The sequence below is a fragment of the Iningainema tapete BLCC-T55 genome, assembly GCF_014698965.1.
Lineage (GTDB): Bacteria > Cyanobacteriota > Cyanobacteriia > Cyanobacteriales > Nostocaceae > Iningainema > Iningainema tapete.
This window is the reverse complement of sequence record NZ_JACXAE010000024.1, coordinates 1-20,927: the sequence shown is the minus strand read 5'-3', so window position 1 is coordinate 20,927 and position 20,927 is coordinate 1. Positions and strand designations below refer to the sequence as shown.

Annotated in this window: 21 protein-coding genes and 2 pseudogenes; 17 read left to right on the top strand and 6 right to left on the bottom strand. The window is 41.8% G+C overall.

Features of this window, described 5'->3' with window-relative positions; all coding sequences use genetic code 11:
- Nucleotides 1–17: 17 nt before the first annotated feature.
- The 7 genes from ICL16_RS04685 (at nt 18) to ICL16_RS04655 (ending at nt 9,425) form a co-directional block, all read left to right on the top strand.
- The gene (locus ICL16_RS04685; RefSeq protein ID WP_190825722.1) at nt 18–839 is read left to right on the top strand and encodes an MBL fold metallo-hydrolase; all 822 of its coding nucleotides are present in this window, start codon (nt 18–20) and stop codon (nt 837–839) included.
- A gap of 406 nt (nt 840–1,245) precedes the next feature.
- Nucleotides 1,246–4,413, top strand: coding sequence for an ABC transporter transmembrane domain-containing protein (locus tag ICL16_RS04680; protein WP_337906912.1), 3,168 nt, complete (start codon nt 1,246–1,248; stop codon nt 4,411–4,413).
- A gap of 300 nt (nt 4,414–4,713) precedes the next feature.
- Nucleotides 4,714–6,294, top strand: coding sequence for a beta-barrel domain-containing protein (locus tag ICL16_RS04675; RefSeq protein WP_190825721.1), 1,581 nt, complete (start codon nt 4,714–4,716; stop codon nt 6,292–6,294).
- A 43-nt stretch (nt 6,295–6,337) separates the two neighbouring features.
- Nucleotides 6,338–6,595, top strand: coding sequence for a HetP family heterocyst commitment protein (locus ICL16_RS04670; protein WP_190825720.1), 258 nt, complete (start codon nt 6,338–6,340; stop codon nt 6,593–6,595).
- 311 nt (nt 6,596–6,906) lie between these two features.
- A complete protein-coding gene (locus tag ICL16_RS04665) occupies nt 6,907–7,203 on the top strand; it encodes a hypothetical protein (RefSeq protein ID WP_190825719.1) in 297 nt (98 codons plus the stop codon).
- 159 nt (nt 7,204–7,362) lie between these two features.
- A complete protein-coding gene (locus ICL16_RS04660; protein ID WP_190825718.1) occupies nt 7,363–8,094 on the top strand; it encodes a peptidylprolyl isomerase in 732 nt (243 codons plus the stop codon).
- 152 nt (nt 8,095–8,246) lie between these two features.
- Nucleotides 8,247–9,425: a phosphoserine transaminase gene (locus ICL16_RS04655; protein WP_190825717.1), complete on the top strand. Its 1,179-nt coding sequence runs from the start codon at nt 8,247–8,249 to the stop codon at nt 9,423–9,425.
- 103 nt (nt 9,426–9,528) lie between these two features.
- Here the strand turns inward: ICL16_RS04655 and ICL16_RS04650 are convergent.
- Nucleotides 9,529–10,920: pseudogene (locus tag ICL16_RS04650) on the bottom strand (B12-binding domain-containing radical SAM protein); the annotation flags it as partial.
- Nucleotides 10,921–11,127: 207 nt separating this feature from the next.
- Here ICL16_RS04650 and trpS point away from each other — a divergent pair.
- From trpS to ICL16_RS04630, 4 genes are all read left to right on the top strand, one after another.
- The gene (trpS, locus tag ICL16_RS04645; protein ID WP_190825716.1) at nt 11,128–12,138 is read left to right on the top strand and encodes a tryptophan--tRNA ligase; all 1,011 of its coding nucleotides are present in this window, start codon (nt 11,128–11,130) and stop codon (nt 12,136–12,138) included.
- A 61-nt stretch (nt 12,139–12,199) separates the two neighbouring features.
- Complete coding sequence (locus tag ICL16_RS04640) at nt 12,200–13,129, top strand: methylenetetrahydrofolate reductase (RefSeq protein ID WP_190825715.1); 930 nt, start codon at nt 12,200–12,202, stop codon at nt 13,127–13,129.
- 127 nt (nt 13,130–13,256) lie between these two features.
- Nucleotides 13,257–13,490: a hypothetical protein gene (locus ICL16_RS04635; RefSeq protein WP_190825714.1), complete on the top strand. Its 234-nt coding sequence runs from the start codon at nt 13,257–13,259 to the stop codon at nt 13,488–13,490.
- A gap of 115 nt (nt 13,491–13,605) precedes the next feature.
- Nucleotides 13,606–14,019 (top strand): DUF6228 family protein, encoded by a 414-nt coding sequence (locus ICL16_RS04630; RefSeq protein WP_190825713.1) that lies wholly within the window; start codon nt 13,606–13,608, stop codon nt 14,017–14,019.
- A 213-nt stretch (nt 14,020–14,232) separates the two neighbouring features.
- Here ICL16_RS04630 and ICL16_RS04625 read toward each other — a convergent pair whose 3' ends face one another.
- Entirely contained in the window at nt 14,233–14,535 is a 303-nt protein-coding gene (locus ICL16_RS04625; protein ID WP_190825712.1) for a hypothetical protein, read from the bottom strand.
- 103 nt (nt 14,536–14,638) lie between these two features.
- Here ICL16_RS04625 and ICL16_RS04620 point away from each other — a divergent pair, with 103 nt between their 5' ends.
- Nucleotides 14,639–14,878: a FitA-like ribbon-helix-helix domain-containing protein gene (locus tag ICL16_RS04620; RefSeq protein WP_238360603.1), complete on the top strand. Its 240-nt coding sequence runs from the start codon at nt 14,639–14,641 to the stop codon at nt 14,876–14,878.
- A gap of 95 nt (nt 14,879–14,973) precedes the next feature.
- Nucleotides 14,974–15,135 (top strand): type II toxin-antitoxin system VapC family toxin, encoded by a 162-nt coding sequence (locus ICL16_RS45290; protein ID WP_238360602.1) that lies wholly within the window; start codon nt 14,974–14,976, stop codon nt 15,133–15,135.
- Between the two features lie 54 nt (nt 15,136–15,189).
- Here the strand turns inward: ICL16_RS45290 and ICL16_RS04615 are convergent, their stop codons facing one another.
- On the bottom strand, nt 15,190–15,834 hold the full coding sequence (locus ICL16_RS04615) for a Uma2 family endonuclease (RefSeq protein ID WP_190825711.1): 645 nt from the start codon (nt 15,832–15,834) through the stop codon (nt 15,190–15,192).
- 134 nt (nt 15,835–15,968) lie between these two features.
- On the opposite strand from ICL16_RS04615, the gene msrB reads away from it, so the two are divergent.
- Nucleotides 15,969–16,388: a peptide-methionine (R)-S-oxide reductase MsrB gene (gene msrB, locus ICL16_RS04610; RefSeq protein ID WP_420485253.1), complete on the top strand. Its 420-nt coding sequence runs from the start codon at nt 15,969–15,971 to the stop codon at nt 16,386–16,388.
- Between the two features lie 60 nt (nt 16,389–16,448).
- On the opposite strand, the gene ICL16_RS04605 is transcribed toward msrB, so the two are convergent.
- Entirely contained in the window at nt 16,449–16,592 is a 144-nt protein-coding gene (locus tag ICL16_RS04605; protein WP_190825709.1) for a hypothetical protein, read from the bottom strand.
- A 106-nt stretch (nt 16,593–16,698) separates the two neighbouring features.
- Between ICL16_RS04605 and ICL16_RS04600 the strand changes: the two genes are divergently transcribed.
- Nucleotides 16,699–18,114 carry an amidase gene (locus ICL16_RS04600; RefSeq protein WP_190825708.1) on the top strand — a complete coding sequence of 472 codons (1,416 nt, stop codon included), beginning with the start codon at nt 16,699–16,701 and terminating at the stop codon, nt 18,112–18,114.
- A gap of 130 nt (nt 18,115–18,244) precedes the next feature.
- Nucleotides 18,245–18,445: a hypothetical protein gene (locus ICL16_RS04595; RefSeq protein WP_190825707.1), complete on the top strand. Its 201-nt coding sequence runs from the start codon at nt 18,245–18,247 to the stop codon at nt 18,443–18,445.
- Here ICL16_RS04595 and ICL16_RS04590 read toward each other — a convergent pair.
- Nucleotides 18,412–19,326, bottom strand: coding sequence for an ion channel (locus tag ICL16_RS04590; RefSeq protein WP_190825706.1), 915 nt, complete (start codon nt 19,324–19,326; stop codon nt 18,412–18,414). The genes ICL16_RS04595 and ICL16_RS04590 overlap by 34 nt on opposite strands.
- Nucleotides 19,327–19,335: 9 nt before the next feature.
- The gene (locus tag ICL16_RS04585; RefSeq protein WP_190825705.1) at nt 19,336–20,538 is read right to left on the bottom strand and encodes a hypothetical protein; all 1,203 of its coding nucleotides are present in this window, start codon (nt 20,536–20,538) and stop codon (nt 19,336–19,338) included.
- Nucleotides 20,539–20,813: 275 nt separating this feature from the next.
- Here ICL16_RS04585 and ICL16_RS04580 point away from each other — a divergent pair.
- A pseudogene (locus tag ICL16_RS04580) lies at nt 20,814–20,927 on the top strand (photosystem II q(b) protein); the annotation flags it as partial.

Here is a 20,927-nt window from a genome sequence, read left to right as displayed (position 1 = left end):
CGCGGAGGGAATCATTTATGCGTATTCATCATCTCAATTGCGGCTGCATGTGTCCGATTGGTGGGGCGCTCTTCGATGGCTTCAGTCGAGGACTAACAGCTCGCCTCGTCTGCCACTGCCTGCTCGTGGAGACAAACCAGGGACTCGTTCTCATCGATACTGGCTTCGGTCAGCGTGATATCAATGCACATTCGCGGCTCAGTCGGTTCTTCATTAATTTGAATCGTATCCAGTTTGAGCAAAAATATACTGCGATCGCTCAAATTGAACAACTCGGTTTTTCCGCCAGCGACGTGCGCCATATCGTGCTTACCCACCTTGATTTCGATCATGCTGGCGGCTTGGAGGATTTTCCCAATGCGACTGTACATGTGATGCAGGCTGAGATTGATGCTACGCAGGATCGGCGCGGCTTTATTGCCCACGAGCGCTATCGTCCAGAGCAGTGGGATGAGGTCAAAAACTGGAAGTTTTATTCAGCAGGGGGTGAACCTTGGTTCGGCTTTGAGGCAGTACGCGATCTTGAAGGACTGCCGCCGGAGATTCTCCTCATCCCACTCGTCGGTCATACGCGGGGTCATGCAGGGATTGCGATTGAGACGCCGGAGGGTTGGCTCCTACATGCGGGTGACGCCTACTTTTATCGGCACGAGATGGGAACTCCCAACCCACGCTGTACGCCCGGTCTGCGTTTCTACCAGTGGATGATGGAGGTGGATCGCTCCAGTAGGCTCCACAATCAAGACAGGTTGCGTGCTTTATCGCTAGATCGTAGTAAAGATGTGCGCCTCTTCTGTAGTCACGACGCTATTGAGCTTCAAGCGTTTACCGACCAGTAAGCTATTTTATCAGAGGAACGCATCTTTGAGTGCTAATATTTTGTGTGTGTAAAATCATTATATAGTCAGACTTTTAACTTTTTAAAAAACATCATGTAAAAGCTTCTGTAAACCTTAATTAAAGATATTATATTTACTGTCAGCACAGTCTTGACAGACAGTCACCATATTTACTATTTATTGAAGGTAGTGAATTTACTTTGTTGATAAAAAAAGCTTAAACAAGCAGAAACTGGGTTTTTCAGGCACCAAAGAAACCCGGTTTCTTATTCTCTGTTGTAATTTAAGATTTAGATTCTAAATCTCATCTTAGGAACAGAGTAGACATGGCTTTGGTGAATTTTTTGTTTTCAAATTTAACATTCATCTTTATTAAATTATATTACATATTCTACTGGGGTCAAGAGTGTTTACACAAAAACAGGTTTTAGGAAACAACAGCGATGATTTTCAATCCCTTGCTGATATTCTTTTAAGTTTATTAAAAGGCAATGAGCAACTAGTACTGGAATTTAGTCAAGCATTTGAAATGCAAGAGTTTCAGTTGGGAGATGAAATGGTTAATTACGATTGTGTTGAGCTTGAACTCAAACACCAGGGGTGCTATATAGTTTGCCAAGGTCAAGTAAGGCTGGTAAGTTTTGATACGGCGAGAAGTCGGGATGTTTCAATTTCGTTACTAGAAGTAGGGGAGATTTATGGTGCAGACGAGTTGTTTTGTTCAAGTACTCTAGCTTACCGTGCTATAGCCGCTAGTACAGTAGTAGTTGCTTTTCTGCCCAATATCAAACTCCAGCCTTGGTTGGATAAATTGCCCCAGTTGCAACTTCTGCGCGACATCGCTTTGGTTCGACAAAAACTAATATTTTTCAAAACCTGTTCTGACGTGCGCAAACACACAGAAGCCGAACACACGAAGGAAAATTTACAACGTCGGAGAGCTTTTAAACTAGATACAACTCAAAAGACTTTGCTTTCTAGTCAGAAGCTCAAGGACTTTTTATCATATGTAGTAGAAATACAGGTATCATCTGGAGATTTACTATCTCAATCGACGCCTTTTGAATCTGGTCGTTTTTGGCTGCGCAGTGGCTCTATTCGCAATCAAGCCGATCCATCTCAACCATGCCCTGGTATTGGTGACAGTTGGGGGTATCCTGAACCAAGCAACGCCGACTGGATTGCCGAAACAGATTTAGTAGTTTACAAGCTACAGGTAGAAAATTGGGAAGTAGCCCAAGCCATTCTATCAATGGCTGCTGCTAATCATTCCCCGCTCAAACCCTCTACTTTTCAACATAGAGGTAGAAGCGATCGCCACCGCAATAGAGAAGCTCACGTGCAAAACAAGCAAACTAGAGCGATCGCATTACCATCAGATCACAAATCAATTTCTTTTCCTCAACCAAATCAGCGGTATCGTCGTCCCTGGTTTGGGCAATATCCTTTCATTGGGCAACAAAGCACCGCTGATTGTGGCGCTGCTTGCTTGGCGATGATCGCTCAGTATTGGGGCAAAAGATTAAATATCAATATGCTGCGGAATTTAGCAGGAGTAGGTCGTGCTGGTGCTAGCTTAAAAAACTTAGCCGCAGCCGCAGAAAGCATCGGATTTCACGCTAGACCAGTGCGGGCGAGTTTGAACCGTCTTGTGGATCAAAATCCTTGGGTTGCCCACTGGCAGGGAGATCATTATATAGTTGTCTTTCGAGTTAAAGGCAATCGGGTGATTGTTTCTGACCCAGCTATGGGGCGGCGCAAGCTTTCTGTTAAAGAATTTCTTGCAGGCTGGACTGGATATGGACTGTTATTAACCCCGACAGATTTATTTAGTGCAGTTTCTGCCGACAAACCTTCTTTGATGCGATTTTGGCGAGCATTTGCCCCTTACAGTTCAATGCTGTTGCCGATCATCGCCGCCTCTTTATTACTGCAAGTGTTTGGTTTAGTCACGCCTCTATTTACGCAAATTATTCTCGACCAAGTGGTAGTACACAAAAGCTTGAATACTTTGCACGTCATTATTGTCGGGATGCTGATATTTAGTGCGTGGCGCATCGGCTTGATTGCTATTCGCCAGTACCTTCTAGACTATTTTTCCAATCGGGTAGACTTGACTTTGATCAGTGGTTTTATTAGTCATGCGTTGAATTTACCTCTCCAGTTTTTTGCCTCTCGCCACGTTGGTGATATCGTTACCCGCGTGCAAGAAAACCACAAAATCCAGTTGTTTCTTACCCGCCAAGCAGTTACAGCTTGGTTGGATGCGATGATGGCAGTAGTCTACGTCGGGTTAATGGCTTATTACAACTGGCAGTTAACTTTACTAGTGCTGGCGCTGCTACCACCGATCATCATTCTCACAGTAGTGGCGAGTCCGTTTTTGCGCCAAGTATCACGGCAAATATTTAATGAATCTGCTCAGCAAAACTCCACTTTAGTCGAAATGCTGACAGGAGTTGCTACCGTTAAAGCCGCTGCCGCAGAACAAGAGTTGCGCTGGCTGTGGGAAGAACACTTAACTTCGATGTTTAATGCCCAATTTCGCGGTCAAAAATTGGCGAATGGCTTGCAAGTAGTGGGCGGATTGATTAATTCCTTGGGTAGTACAGCTTTACTATGGTATGGGGCAACGCTAGTAATTCAAGATCAGTTAAGTATTGGTCAGCTAGTGGCTTTTAATATGTTGATTGGTAATGTGATTAGTCCAGTTTTATCACTTGTAAGTCTTTGGGATGAACTGCAAGAGGTGATGGTTTCTGTTGAACGGCTGGATGATGTGTTTAGCGCTCAACCAGAAGAAAGCCCTGACAAATCTATGCTGGTTTTGCCTGTGCTGCGTGGTGAGGTGCAGTTTGAAAATGTCACATTCCGGTACAACGCTGATGATGAGCGCAATACTCTACAAAATATTTCCTTTACGGCTCACAGGGGTGAAACCATTGCTATAGTTGGTCGTAGCGGTTCTGGTAAGAGTACTCTAATTAATCTACTTCAAGTTTTGTATCATCCCACGACGGGACGAATTTTGGTAGATGGACATGATATCCGCCATGTTTCGCCTCAGTCTTTACGGCGGCAAATGGGAGTTGTTCCTCAGGATTGTTTTTTATTTTCTGGAACGATTTTAGAAAATATTACGCTCTATCGACCGGAATATAGTTTGGAACAGGTAGTAGAAGTAGCTAAGCTCGCTGAAGCACACGCTTTCATTCAAAATCTTACTCTGGGTTACAATACTAAAGTTGGTGAACGGGGTTCTGCTCTTTCGGGTGGACAGCGACAAAGGATTGCGATCGCCCGTGCAATTCTCTGTAATCCCCGTATTCTGATTTTAGATGAAGCCACCAGTTCCTTAGATACAGAGTCTGAGCGACGCTTTCAAGAGAACTTACGACGCATTAGCCGAGAACGCACTACCTTTATCATTGCTCATCGTCTTTCCACTGTGCGCAATGCTGACTGTATCTTGGTACTTGACAGAGGTGCGATCGTTGAACGTGGCATCCACGAGCAACTTATGGAGCAACGGGGTCTTTACTATCAATTGGTGCAGCAACAAATAGAATGTTAGCTTACGACCTACCTCTCACAAATATTTACATCATTTTTTCGTAAAAACCTGCCAATTTGGCTGAATTTTTACTAAATCGACCGAAAAAAAATTCTATCTAGAGAAATGAAGTTGTATGATGAGATTATGACAAATCAAATTTTCCAAAAAAAACATCATTGACAATATTACAGTTTAAATATATACAAACATTGCCTGATAAATAGAAAGTCACGAGAGTGCTTGCGAAGTTAATCATAAAAATCCTCTTCGTAGCACTTAACTCCTGATTCTTGCACTCCTCATGTTCAAAACAATTTTATGAAAATACCGAGAGAATCTCTAACACAAGACAATGTAGATTCTTCAGATCGGCTGTGGCAATCTGAAGGGTTTATACAAGATTTATCTATAGATTTAGATTCCCAGACAGGCACTCTATATGGAGGTACTGTTGCTTCTGTAACAGTACCTTCTACAGAGGATCTACAAGATAAACTTGATGGCTTGCAACCACAAAAAAAGACTGTACCCCAGACTGCCCAAAACAAAAATTGGTCTACATCCTTGCAAACGGTGTTAGATCAACCACCTTCGGTGTTTCCTTACTACCTAATTCTGGGGGGAATGGCTTTTTGTGTGGCTTTTATGGCTTGGGCAAAGAGCGGACAAATTGAAGAGGTTGGTAAAGCGACAGGACGATTAGTCCCAAAAGGAGAGCCTTATAAAGTACATCCTGTTGTCTCTGGTAAAGTAGCTAATCTGTATATTAAAGAAGGTCAGACAGTCAAAGCTGGACAGGTAATCGCACAACTAGACAAAGAAATCGCACTGAATGAAATTCAACGATTACAGCAAGAACAAGCAGCTTTCAAACAAGAGTTGGTACAAACAGAAGCCTTGATTGACAAAACCCGTTTAGAAGCGCAATCTCGTGCAGCCATTACCAAAGCAGAGGTGCAAGGTCAACAGGCAACTATTGCCTCTGTCAATGCTAAGATTGAGAGTCAAAAAGCAGCTATTGCCTCTGTCAAACAAAAGGCAACAATTAGTCAAATACTGCTGAATCAATTAAAAATAGACGCAACCGCTAAGCAGGAGCGGATACAAAGATTTAACTCTTTGGTGCAACAAGGAGCGATCGCTAAAGAGCAACTATTTCAAGTCCAACAGGATTTGGGCGTAAGTCAGCGTTCCATTACCCAACAAATCGGCGAAATTCAACTAGCCCAAGTAGAATCAAACCGACTACAAGCAGACTTACAACAAGTGTTAGCAGAACGAACCAGAATGCAAGCAGCTTTAACACAGAAGCAAGCTGAAGGCAAAACAACACTCCTGCAAGCAGAACAAACAATACAAAAATTGCAAGTAGAAAAAACTAACTTACTTGCCAAAATTCAACAGGTTCAAAAGCAACAGGAGCGGGCAAATACCGAATTGAAACAGTTGTCACTCACTGCACCCGTCAATGGCGTAGTTTTGGCACTCAACGTCCGGAATAGTGGCGAAGTCGTGCAAACAGGACAAACATTAGCTGAAATCGCACCTCAAACTGCACCACTAGTTCTTCAGGCGATTTTACCTAGTCGAGAAGCAGGCTTTGTCAAGATTGGAAATACTGCTCAAATCAAATTCGATGCTTACCCGTTTCAGGATTACGGTATCGTCTCTGGCAAAGTTATCTCGATTTCTGCTGATACTAAACATTCAGAGCAGCTGGGAGCAGTTTATCGAGTTGAAATCGGTTTGAATCGTAACTACGTCATCGCAAATCATCAAACTATTAAATTTAAACCAGGTCAAACAGCCACTGCGGAAATTATCATCCGTCGCCGCCACATCGCAGATATTTTACTTGATCCGATTCGGCAACTGCAATCAAGTGGGATTAGTTTATAAATTTTTACATAGCTCGATTATATCATTATATAGAGGACTATTCATGAATACCCGCATTTCTTCTACTCAAAGCAGTTTGAATAGAGCGATGACTGCTGAGCAATTTAATGAGGTAGTTAAAGCGATCGCCGACGGTAAATATTCCTGGGCTTGTTTATTGATTTTACGTTTTGCTGGTTACAATCCCCTCCACTTCATTCCCCACCGGACTTACAGTCGTTTAATGAAAGATAACAATATTAATCAAATGGTAATTACTTCTAGCACCAATCAGGTAAAAATCAGCAGCAAAGCTTCGTAATGGGCGACTGCCACCCAATCTCATCTCCATAATAGAACCAAAGCTTCTAAGCCTGCCACAACCAAAACCACCAATAGTCTTTTTCTTGTGGGGTGGGCATCCTTTATAAAAAAGTTTAAACCTGGGTATATACCGCTAAAAGCGCATGATATTTTCATGGTCTTTTAGCGGTTTTTTTAATTATAAAAAAACCGAAAAAAAATAACTTTTTAGCCAAATTGGCGAGACTTATGAGAAAAGATTGCCTAATATAAAAACATCAACTCAAACAGAGTTGAAGCAAAAAAAACAAATGCAATCGGAGAGTAAAAATGATTATTTCAGACTTGAATCACTTGGAAGTTGTAGAAGCTAGCGTAGTTGGTGGTATCGACAATTATTCGGCTCACCAAAACTTGAGCTTCACAGAAAAGGTAAATGTATCGAAATTTGTTAAGTCGATCGCGATCGTTGTTGGTAATACTGCTTTTGCGGAAGCAGATGCGGATGCAGTTGGTTTTGGTACTGTTGCTCAAGGTTTAACCAGAACCAGCACCACTGGTTACTCATCTTCTGCTAGTTCTACTTCCTTGTCTGCTAGCAACGGTTCTTACTTCTACTGGCATTAATGTGACTGAGGCTTAGAGCCGAATCAATACAGATACAAATAACCGCTAAAAGCAGTAATTAACAATAGCTTTTAGCGGTTTCCTTGCCTGATTTACATCTAATAATTGTGCTTGATGCGCGATCATTACTTAAAAATTTTGTATATAGATGTAACAAAGATGATTGAATTTAAAGGGGAACTGATTAGCTCAGAAGAAATTATTGCATATTTGAAAAAGAATATGTTAATAAAAGAGCTATGTAATAACATTTTATATCAAAAAATTATTAATAAAGCAGTTCAAGAAAGAGGGGTAGTATTGACACCCGAGGAAATTCAAGTAGAAGCAGATAAACTACGTTATGAAAAACGTTTATTCAAAGCAAGTGACACTATAGCATGGCTAAAGGATCAATTAATTGTCTCGGATGACTGGGAAGTAGGCATGAGCGATCGCCTACTAGCACAGAAATTAGCTCAATTTTTATTTGCTCAAGATGTAGAAAAGTTTTTTGCTGGGAAACAACTTGATTTTGACCAGGTTATACTATATAAAATCGTAGTTCCTTATCCTCAACTAGCTCAAGAAATATGCTATCGAATTGAAGAAGGTGAAATGAGCTTTTATGAGGCGGCTCATCTTTATGATATTGACGAGAGGCGTCGCATTCAATGCGGTTACGAAGGTAAACTTTATCGCTGGAATTGTCAGCCAGATTTAGCAGCAGTTGTGTTTAGTGCCCCAGTAGGAGACGTAATTGGTCCACTCACAATTAACCAAGAAAGTTATTTGTTGATGGTAGAAGAGTTTATTCCGGCTGAATTAACACCAGAAATATATCAAGACATTTTGAATAGAATGTTCCAGGAATGGCTAGCGGCAGAATTGAATTATATGCTTCATGCCTGAATTTACTCGCTTGCTACTAGCGAATAGTTTGCAGAGAGTCCATCAACAATTTGCACTATCTCAACTAGGCAATATAAAAGTCACATGTGTTACCCAAAACTAGGTTATGATGTAAGCCATCATACAACTTCAATGTTATCTGCGTTCCACCAATGTCCGCACATCCTCATCCACCTAATACCAAGCCCCGCGTTACCCATTTCTCCTCTGGTCCTTGTGCCAAACGCCCTGGTTGGTCTGTCGCAAATCTTCAAAATGCCTGTGTGGGTCGCTCTCACCGCTCTGAAGCAGGTAAAGCTAAACTGGCAGAAGTAATTGATCGCTCTAAGCAAATTCTGGGTGTACCAGCAGATTATCGTCTGGGTATTGTTCCAGCTTCTGATACTGGTGCAGTAGAAATGGCAATGTGGTCGTTGTTGGGAAAATTACCCTTAGATATCCTGGCATGGGAAAGCTTTGGTCAGGAATGGGTGAAAGATGTCACAGATGAACTAAAATTGTCTGATTTGCGTCTGCTGAAAGCACCATATGGCAGTTTGCCTGACCTGAACGAAGTTGATTTTAGCCATGATGTAGTATTTTTGTGGAATGGTACAACTTCTGGTGTAAGAGTACCAAACGGTGACTGGATTTCAGACAACCGCCAAGGCTTAACCATCTGCGATGCCACATCTGCAGTGTTTGCAATGGATATTCCTTGGCACAAGTTAGATGTCGTTACCTACTCCTGGCAAAAAGTATTGGGAGGAGAAGCACAGCATGGGGTAATCGTACTTTCACCCCGCGCTGTGGAACGCCTGCAAACCTACCAACCAGCATGGCCCGTACCAAAACTATTTCGCATGGTACAAAAGGGTAAGCTGATTGAAGGCATCTTCAAAGGTGATACGATCAACACGCCAAGTATGCTGTGCGTTGAAGATGCCCTTGATGGTTTGATTTGGGCAGAAAGTATTGGTGGACTCCCAGGACTAATTCGCCGCAGTGAAGCTAACGAAGCTGCGATCGCACGTTGGGTTGACTCCAGCAACTGGGCGGCGTTTTTAGCAGAAAATCCGCAAACGCGCTCTTGTACCTCAATTTGCTTGAAGATCGTGGACTCTTGGTTTGCTGACCTTAGTGCAGAAAAACAGGCAGAATGTGCGAAGAAATTAGCAAAATTGCTAGAAAAGCAAAATGTAGCTTACGATATCGCCTCTTATCGCTCTGCACCTCCAGGAATCAGGATTTGGGGTGGTGCTACGGTGGAAACGGCGGATATTGAAGCGCTGTTGCCCTGGTTGGATTGGGCATATGACAGTGTGAAGGCAGAATTGGCTGTGATGGCTTAATTGAGAATGGTGCGTTATACCGCTCCGAGCGCACCCTACAAAAGTGCAACCCTTGTAGAGACGTTCCATGGAACGTCTCTACATTGTTTTTTAGAGATGTCTATTAACTCACAGGTAATAACTGGTAATTGGATTCCTCAAGCTGTACTTGTTTTAAAGCTGCTAGTTTTGATTGTAACTGTGCCCTGACATGATAGCGGTAGCTGAAGAAGTGTTCGCCTACACCTAAAGTGGTTAAGTAGTCGTAGACAAGACGGGGTTTAATAAGAGCGATCGCCACTAACTGCCACCAAAACCTCAACCTTGTTGAACGTACCACACCTTGACGCCAGCAAATTGCGGCAAATAGGCGAATTTCCGTCCAAGTAATTGGACGTTTGGTTTTTCCGCGCCAACCGTTCATGATCTTAAAGTGGTGAAAAGTACGTTTCAAGAAAGGCATCGGTTCATAGATGTACCAAAAAGCATCAATGTATTCCTCTGTAATTTCTTCCACTGGGCGCGTTGGCACAAAATTCATAATCGCACCTTGGTGGAAAGTACTCATCCCATCTACCAATCGCCCTTCCTGCTGGAGACGATTCCACATGGCAGTATTTTCTAAAGCTTGGAGTAAGCTAAATTGTCCTTGAGGAATTCCCGTCTCTTCAATAAATTCCCGTATCCGCTTACCTGCACCAGGACGTTCGTTGTCAAATCCCATGATAAAGCCAGACATAATCTGTAATCCTGCCTTTGTGATTTTGTGGCAAGACGCAATTAAGTCAGAGCGTGTATTCTGCACTTTGTGAATGCCTAATAGACTATCTGTATCAGGGGTTTCAATGCCCATGAAGACAATGGTGAATCCAGCTTTCACCATTAATTCAACCAGTTCGTCATCTTCTGCTAAATTGAGCGAAGCTTCTGTAAGTAAAATAAACGGGTAATCATGTTCTTCCATCCAAGGTATGAGCGCTCTTAAAAATACCTTGGCATTGCGTTTATTACCGATGAAATTGTCATCCACTACAAACACGTACCGTCGCCAACCCAAATCGTAAAGGACTTGAAATTCCTTCAGCATCTGTTTTGGTGTTTTAGTACGTGGTTTGCGTCCATACAAGTTGATGATGTCGCAAAATTCACATTGAAAGGGACAGCCCCGCGAGAATTGCACTGTCATTGCTAGGTAAGCATCTAAATCTAGTAAGTCAAACCGAGCAATTGGTGTTTGAGTGACATCAGGTTTTTCTGGGGAACGGAAAATGCCCTTTTGTTCTCCCCGTGCCAAAGCGGTTAAAAACATGGGGATAGTGCATTCACCTTCATCTAAGATGAGATAATCCGCTCCCGCTGCCAAAGCAAAATCGGGAACGGAAGTAGGGAAAGGACCACCTACTGCAACTTTCTTCCCTAACGCAACTCCTTTTTGAATCAATTCGCGAAAATCCTGCTTCTGGATAATCATTGCAGAGATGATTACCAAATCGCACCAATTCCAATCGTCATCTGTCTATAGACGGATATTACTGCAAAAAATGAATTATTCTCAAGATTACTGCTACTATGTCTGACAGTAGCTAAAGTTTTGTCGATTTTTGTCAAGATACCTCATGCAAAGACATAAGTCGCAATGTAAAGACGCGGAATTTGGCGTCTTTATTTTGCGGGAAATATAAATATTTGTCAAACTAGGGAAACAAGTTCTATTTTGAAGTTTATGGGTAAGCAAAGGGTTCTTTCTGGGGTTCAACCAACTGGTAATTTACATTTGGGTAACTATTTGGGTGCAATTCGCAATTGGGTGGAAGCTCAAAGTCAGTACGATAATTTTCTGTTTATTGCTGATTTGCACGCTATTACTGTACCTCACAATCCAGCGGATTTGGCTGCTAATACTTACACTTTAGCGGCTTTGTATTTGGCTTGTGGACTTGATTTAAGCGATTCTACAATCTTTGTACAATCTCATGTTCCGGCACACAGTGAACTTACTTGGCTTTTCAACTGTATCACGCCCCTTAACTGGTTAGAAGATATGATCCAGTTTAAGGAGAAGGCTGTGAAGCAAGGGGAAAATGTGAATTTTGGTTTGCTGGACTATCCGGTACTAATGGCGGCAGATATTTTGCTGTATAATCCCGATAAGGTACCAGTGGGTGAAGACCAAAAGCAACATTTGGAATTGACGCGAGATATTGTTAACAGGTTTAATCATTTGTTTGCTAAACCGGATAAGCCAGTGCTGAAGTTACCAGAACCTTTGATTCGCAAGGATGGGGCAAGGGTGATGAGTTTGACTGATGGTACGAAGAAAATGTCAAAGTCAGATGCTTCAGATTTGAGCCGGATTAATTTGCTGGATACGGCTGATGATATTGTGAAAAAGATTAAGCGCTGTAAAACTGATGCAGTTCGTGGTTTGGAGTTTGATAATTCAGAACGTCCTGAGAGTAATAATTTATTAACTTTGTATATGCTGCTTTCTGGCAAAACTAAGGAAGAGGTAGCGGCTGAGTGTAGTGATATGGGCTGGGGGCAGTTTAAGCCTTTGTTGACGGATACGGTGATTGAAGCGCTTAAACCGATTCAAGAAAAATATCACGCGATGATTAATGATAAGGGTTATCTGGAGTCGGTGTTGCGGCACGGAAAGCACAAGGCGGAAGCGATCGCCAACTCTACTCTAGCACAAGTGAAAACTGCTATGGGTTACTCTCTGCCGCTATGAACTTGGATGTATGGGGTATCTTGTGATATAGCTGTACCTAATCACATCCATCCTCATTGTTATGCTGGATACGAGAAATTCAATCTTCACTTCCTTCCGTACAGCTGCCTTGGCAGGCGATTTTTTAATTACTGCTGAGGTAGCACCACCCAAAGGTGGTAATCCAGAACACATGCTTCAAATGGCGGCGACTCTTAAGGGGAGGGTTCATGCCGTCAATATTACTGATGGTAGCCGTGCTGTGCTACGAATGTGTTCTTTAGTGGCTTCGGCAATTTTGTTGCAAAATGGAATAGAGCCGATTTGTCAGGTGGCATGTCGCGATCGCAACCGTATTGGTTTGCAAGCTGACTTAATGGGCGCTCATGCTTTGGGTATTCATAATATCTTAGCGTTAACTGGGGATCCGGTGAAAGCCGGCGATCATCCCGACGCTAAGGGTGTATTTGACTGTGAGGCTGTGCGACTGCTGCAACTAATTCATAAACTGAATTGCGGTGTTGACTGCAACGATAAACCATTAACTGATGGGGCGTTGGATTTATTTGTTGGTGCGGCGATCGATCCACAATGTAAAAGTTTATCTGGTTTGCAAAGCCGATTTGAGCGCAAATTACAAGCAGGGGCGCAATTTTTCCAAAGTCAATTGATTACAGATTTCGATCTCTTAGAAAAGTTTATGGACAAAATTGCTGTAGGTTGTAATAAACCAATTTTAGCAGGAATTTTTCTGTTGAAATCAGCAAAAAATGCCCAGTTTATTAATAGGTGTGTACCGGGTGTAAATATTCCCGATCATATTATTGATAGATTGGCACAAGCAAAAGATCCGCTTGAAGAAGGGATGAAAATTGCCGCCGAACAAGTACAAATTGCCCGTCAATTGTGTCAGGGTGTACATATGATGGCGGTGAAACGTGAAGATTTGATTGCGCCAATTTTGGATATGGCTGGAGTTGCACCGATTCATCAGGTTGTTGTATCTGTGTAAACGAGGCAACACATTTATTAGCAAAGCAGCTGGTTATCCTAGCTGCTTTGGTATTTGTTACACTAAGCATTTCCAGAAGCTTACTAAAACTGTTTGGCGATCGCATCCATTTTCAAAAAATCAAACTATGAAAGTTAAAGCACTTATTGAGGCATTACAAAATTGCCATCCAGATGCTGAAATAAATTTTTGTGTCAATTTTGATGTTGATGAGGGTGCTTTGGTAGCGGTTGAGTACGAAGTTAATTATTTGTTAGTACAAGGAGAAAGCAATCCCATCGGCACAGTTTATCTACATAATACAAAAGACGATTTCGTTCATGACAAGCCTTTACTTAAAGGTAATTTGTTTCACACATGAATTAGGGGTTAACAACATTGCAATCAAGACGAGCAGCAACACCACGGATAAATAGATGAAATTGGCTGCAAGTAGGTTTGTTCAAATTAATATTTAATAAAGTTATTCTAAATTTATGTCTAAAGAAGTTACCATTAAATCGACAAGTACAGATGCAATACTAAAATTCCTTAATTTTGATAATTATTGCTTCATAGTTTTGCTGGAAAGCCACGCCATAAATGCATCTAAGGAAGTATGGATTTCTACTGGTGATAATTATTGTGACCCTCAGTCTTTAGTTAATCACTTCAAAGAGATGGCCTTAGAATGGAAAGGTTGGGAAGGTGAAAAAACTTGGAGTTCTATCGAAGGCGACTTGATATTATCTTGTACTTCAGATAAATTAGGACATATAAACCTAGAAGTACAGTTATTGCAATTCAATAGACCTGAATCATGGTCTGCAACCTTAAATTTAAGTACTGAGGCAGGGCAGCTTGAAAAAATATCAAATGAAGTAGCTACGTTTTTTAGTTTTCTGCGTTAAATTTCAGAATAACAGCAGCGAATACTTTATAATAGCAATTTTCGTTTCTTTGAGGTACACGTTTTTCTTGTGGGATGTGGCTTTAAGCGCCCGTCCATTTTAAGAGCGCAGACAAAAAATTTTACAATGCGCTTAAGGCTTATCTCCAGTGCCTTAGTTCAGAAGTAAAGGAAAAACTTGCAGCAAGTTTGACTAGAAGTAGGGATGCTTCACTCATATCTCAGAAGCCATCTGATTTAATACTTGTTGAAATTCTGCAAAAGAACCAATAACACAAGCTCTCCTTAGAAGGTTTTTCAGCACAGACGGTTCATCTATTCTGTTAATAGCATCCACAATTAGCTCTGGCACTTCTCCAAATCTTGTCGCCAAGACTTCAACAGTTTTGCGACGGGAAACTCGCGCACTCAGGCAACATCCCCCTAATTCATAACCAAAGCTGGAAGGTTGCCAATTTTTCTCTTCCGAGGCTAAAACTGCTAAACTGATGACACGCTTTCTGTGGCGATCGTACAAGCGGTAATGATATATGTACGTTCATTCAGCTTAGCTTGCGCCCTAGCCACGCATTTCAAGAGCTATAATGTCAACAACTTATTCAAACAATTGGAAGTAAACTATGGCTCAAGTCTTAGTTGAAGACATAGACCCCATGATAGTTGCCAAGCTTGAGGCTCTTGCTAAAAAGCATAATCGGTCTTTGCAAGCGGAAATAAAAAATATTTTGGAACAGGCAGCGCAAACTGAGGCGACATCAATTAAGCAAGTCGATATGGCTGCCGCTCAAGAAATGGTAGCACGGATTCAGGAAATGTTCGCAGGACGTACCTTCACCAGACAGTGCCGAACTTCTTCGTGAGGATCGGGAACGATGAGCCGCTATGTTGTAGATGCGAACGTCGCTATTAAATGGTTTTACAGGTGTATCCTTCTCAATCATTAATGCCACTTGCTATGGATATTGCACTACAGACGCAGCGAACAGTTTATGATAGCCTTTATCTCGCTCTTGCTTTAACCGAAAGATGCCCAATGATTACAGCAGGCAAAAAATTTTACAATGCGCTTAAGACTAGTATTTTTGCCAGCAATATACTATGGTTGGAGGATATCTAAAGTTTGTCAGCAGCCATTGGGAGCCACACAGGCGCTCGCTGCTTTAATAACATGTCACTCATCACTTTTTAAGCCTTGCTCAAATTCGTCGATACACTCAAGTGAATTTGTAATTAAAGCGCATCGACAAAGTAATGAGATGTCTAGAGCCGATAAAAACTCACTCTTGTGAATGCGCTCATACCCATATGAATCGACAAATTTATTAGGTGTTTCTTCCTGTAAATGGTATAAGTTGAGTCCATTGGTTTTCCACATCCAAACTTCTTTTACACCAAGTCGCCGATAAGTCTCCAACTTATCAATATTACCGCTTGTGATATTTACTTCTATAGCAATATCAGGAATGCTTTTTTCTTCTCCTATACAGTAACACTCATCTGGCTCAGCACCAGCTTTTTTAGCTTTATTTCTAAAAGTAGTACTTCCCATAGGGATACAGTTAATGCGCTTTCTGTAAAGAAAATGCTCTAGCAACATAGCCAGATTTTTTTTCACTTTTTCATGTCTAATTGACGGTGACACAATTTCTAAAACCCCATCCAAGTAGGTAACACGGTAATGGGAATTATCCTCCAATTTGGCTAGCAACGCCTCATAAATTTCCCAACTTACACCGCTAGTGGTAAATCTTTCTTCTGGGTCATCTACATGTACCAATTCTGATTCTTCTATAAGTTCTTTTAAGCTGCTTACCATACTATGCGCTGCTTACGGTACATCATTACCGTAACACAATGCGGAATTTAGCTGACGTTTCATGAGTTTATCAGGATATTCAGCGTAATCACTCATTTTCATGAGAAGATTTGTTAAAATTTATTAAAGACCTAATGATAAGAATTATGACAACTTCAAATCGCGAATTTGAAATCAACAAAACAGAGCAAGAGTGGCGCGAAGAGTTGACGCAGGAACAGTTTTGCGTATTGCGTCAACATGCAACAGAACGTCCTCACACCAGCCCACTTGATAAGCACTATGCCGATGGTACTTATCAGTGTGCAGCGTGCGGACAGCCATTGTTTACATCTAACACTAAATTTAACAGTGGCTCTGGTTGGCCGAGTTTCTTTCAACCAATTGAAGGTGCGATCGCCACAACTGTAGATAAGTCTTTATTTATGACTAGAATAGAAGTACACTGTAGTCGTTGCGGTGGACATCTAGGTCATGTGTTTGATGATGGTCCTCAACCTACAGGCCAACGCTACTGCATCAATGGTGTTGCGCTAAAGTTTATTGCCGACTAATATTAAGTGACTCCATCCGGATGTAGCCGGGAAGTTGAGCAAGCTTGCTCACAGCAGCAACTAATTCTTGGGGGTGTGCGCAATTTGTGAGAGACAATAGGCAAAAAGTTGAGCTTGGGCTTCAGGCAGGGTTTGCTCTACTTTTTGCCTCTGTTGTATTTGTTGTAAGATTTTACGAATGGCAATGGGTAGGAGACGCAACATTTGAATTATTTGGTTTCAGCCAGTACTAGTATCAAATGTAATCGGGAAATCGAGATATGTCTCTTAGTATTGCTATGAATATAGCAAACTACTCAATCAATAACGCATGAATAAAGTTGATTTAGCTTTTACCCCAGCGTTACAACAGGCGGAGTTAATTCGTCGCCGGGAGGTGTCGCCGTTGGAGTTGGTGGAAATATATTTAGAACGAATTTCCAGTTTGAATCCCCAATTGGGCAGTTATTTTACTGTGATGGCCCAGCAGGCGTATGATGATGCTCAAGCCAAAACAGAAATTTTGGCATCAAGTGTAGAGACGCTCCGGCAGAGCGTCTCTACGCTACCCCCGTTTTTTGGTGTGCCGATTTCTGTTAAAGATCTTAATTCTGTGGTGGGTGTTCCTTGTACTTATGGGCATCCAGCTTTATTGAATAATATTGCTAGCTATGATGAAGGGGTAGTAACGCGGATTAAGCAAGCTGGATTTGTGATTTTGGGCAAAACTGCAACTTCAGAACTTGGTTCGTTTCCTTACACTGAGCCTACAGGATTTCCCCCTGCGAGAAATCCGTGGAATTTGGAGTACACTGCAGGGGGTTCTAGTGGTGGTGCAGCGGCAGCGGTGGCGGCGGGATTGTGTGCGCTCGCTCAAGCTTCTGATGGTGGTGGTTCGATTCGCGGACCGGCGGCTTGTTGTGGTTTAGTAGGAATTAAGCCATCACGGGGAAGGGTGTCTCATGCGCCAGTGGGCGATCGCTTAAGTGGTATTGCCATGAATGGACCGATAGCACGTACTGTCGCAGATGCTGCTGCTCTTTTAGATGTGATGTCTGGTTATATCACAGGCGATCCTTACTGGTTACCCGATCCAGAACCATCGTTTCAAGCTGCCGCTCACAGAAAACCTGTAAATTTGCGTATTGCCTATTCTACTAGTATACCACCTTTAGGCGAAGCAGACGCTAACTGTAAGCAAGGTGTTTTGCAAACAGTCAAGTTATTACAGGAACTAGGTCACAAAGTTGAAGAAAAATGTCCAGATTTTAGTGGTTTGGTTGAACCGTTTCAAGTCGTTTGGCAAACCAGTGTAGCCGCTGCGGGTATTCCGGGGGAAATTTTGCAGCCGATGAACCGTTGGTTATTAGAGCGAAATGGTTCGGCTGGTGAATATCTCAAGGCAGTTTACGAACTACAAATGGTAGCACGACAAATTGTTGCGTTTTTTGATACTGTGGATGTGTTGGTTTTACCAGTATATCTGCATTCACCGATTCGTGTGGGAGAATGGGCGCACCTGAGTGCGGAAGAAACATTTCAAAATATTGTCCACTGGATTGCGCCTTGCCCTGTTGCTAATGCTACCGGACAACCGGCGATCGCACTTCCAGTAGGGTTCGATCAATTAGGTTTACCAATCGGCGTTCAATTAATTGGAAAACCTGCTGCTGAAGCCACCCTAATTAGTTTAGCTTCCCAACTCGAAGCAGCTAACCCGTGGATTGAGCATCGTCCAAGTTTATAGGAAATCAAAAGACATAGCAGTGGAAAACAATGTAGAGACGTTCCATGCAACGTCTCTACAAGGGATACTAAACTTAATAAAAAAATGACAAACGTGTGCGATAATAGAAATAGAGTTATAATGAAGTGATATGCAATCCTCCACCTGTGCCTGTTCTGCGGTGACAATCAGGCAACAACAGGAGCAAAATATTCACCACCAAAAGCAGTGTAATGATGCCAAACCTAACCACTGTAAGAACAAGTCAGGAAACTGTACAGTAGTGGAAAATGGTCGGGTAGTGATTAAGCCTGTAAATCAATCTTCCGATTCTAGAGACACCACCTCATGAAAGTAGTTGTAATCAATGTAGCGGTGTCCATCAGGAGTGTGGTAAATGACATCCACAAGGCGGTTGTTCAACAGAATATCATGAGCGCTGTAGGTATGACGTGCATGAATAACCTGTACCACCGTTTCATCAATTCCACTCAGAGAAGCCACAATAGAAGTTTTTGTGGCGATTAAAGACTCTGCTGTCATTCCGTAGAGAGGGCTAGACTCATCAATTGGATGCATAGCAGTCCAAGTTAGTGTAAAGCTTGGTGTCTGACTCCTGACTAAATTCATATCATAGAACCGACGCATAAATTGACCTTCAGCAGAAACCTCATCGCGCATCAGGTAAACTCGTAACTGCGCCTCTAAAATTTGGTTGCGCCGCTTGTTAGCTGTGCGAAACATCAAAGTGGGTACTCCATCATAAGGTGCAATTACTGCGACACGGCTAAAAACGACACGGGCTGAAGGTTTAGAGAAACGGGCAAACGCCAAACCAGTCATCACGGCAATACCTACTAAACCCATCATTGCTTCTATAGTGACAATGGTATTGGCATAGGTTGTTTTAGGATACATCGCACCATAGCCAATAGAAGCTAGAGTTTGCACGCTAAAGAAAAAGGCATCTAAGAAAGAGCCAGGTCGAGCATTCTCGATACAATCCCCTCCAGCTAAATACGCTAGGGCAAATAGGGTATTAATCGCCACATATGATCCAGAAGAAATAATGAAAAAGCCCGACCAAGAAATTGTTAACATTAAATGGTATGGATCACGCCAGTAATTATGCCAGCTACCCATACCCATGATTTGAAATCGCCCATCCTCAATCTTGATATGAACTTTCGGTAGACGCCGTTGGTTTTTTGAGCGTTTCTTTTGTCGAATCATTGCTGAAGATCACTTTTTCACTAGAATATATGCTGTAGCATATTCAGGCAGTTGCCTGATATATTGTTCAAAATCGTTTTTATTCTTAAAAATACCAGCTAAAAAATCAAGTTGATGAAGATTGGGCAAAAATGCTCCGCCTGTATCGGCAATAATACCCATCTTCAGATGTTTCCGTCCACCTTTAGTATATTCAAGAACAATTACTTTACCTAAACCAATATTCAGGACATCGCCAGCAAAAGTGACTCCGGGAGGAATAGAAATTTTTGCATCTATCTTATACCCGTAACCTTTGATAGCATCAACTTGTCGAAAATACCAATAACGCTTTTGTGATCTTGGTGCTACTCCGCGAACATAGGGCATCTCATTGTTTCTATCTACATTAAAAAATGCCTGAGAGCCATCGGGAAAATTAATCAGTATTGTTCCCTCCATCAGCGCTTCTTCTAAACCTTCACGGGTTAAATAAGCAAGCGGTTCAACTTTACCAAATTCTCTACCACCAGGCTCATAGATACCAGATAATACCTGTTGTTTTGTATATTTAGTGTAGAATTTGTTGGTGATTAAGTTATCTTTTAAACTATAAATTGGTGTATTAAATGTAGAGGTTTTCTTTCGAGAACCTGGATGAGTAAATACAGCATATTTTGTAATCCTTAATCTTCTTTGCTCTGGTTTCTGTTGGTTATGTGCAGACCATTTGATAACACGAAAGTTGGAATTGATAAAATTAGGATCTTGTAAACGAGTAGCTCGTTTATTAGCTATATCCTCCCTCAATACAGTAATCATAAAATCTAAAGTACTCAGAATATCTTGTACAGTAACGTTAGCAGAGTTAAGCAATCCTGTACGCAGAATATCTGGATCTTCTTGAGCGTAGTCTTGGAAATATTTTCTGGTATTGGTAAGAGCAGTTAATAAATCTGCTTGATTAAAATCAACTTTGCTGGTTGGGAGTCTTCCGGGAGTAAGAATTTGACTACCATCAACGCTATACTTGTAATTTTTTAACTCATCTATAACTTTATAAGGTGCTGAGCTAGCGACATCCTTTGGGGTGTCGGCGACAAAACTTTGCTCTTTTTCTGGATTTAGTTGAGTTTTTGAGTGGGCATATAAATGGCTAGTGGCCAAACTGACAACTAAGGCAGTGGCAAAACCTACTGTGAGGCGCAGTTTGTGACTAAATAGAAAGTTCATGAGTGAAAGAATCAATTTCCAATTATAAATGATAAGCTGTTGCGCATTTAAGTTTCACTTTGAGCGGGGCAATCGTAGCGATCGCTCTCCCAAACAGAATTCTCCTGACTCCTGTCTCCTCATTGACACATAAGCAAAACTGATAAGTATTATTGCCAAATATAATGAAAAACCTCTTGATTTTGTAAAGCAATGTAAAGTAAATTAAAAGCAAGTTGAGCAAAACAATTTTACTCAACTTCATACATAACCAATTCATCGCAATTATTTTTACCATGACAGCAACTTTACAACGCGCACGCAGCGCTAATATATGGGAGCGGTTCTGTGAGTGGATCACCAGCACCGAAAACCGCTTATACATCGGTTGGTTCGGCGTATTGATGATC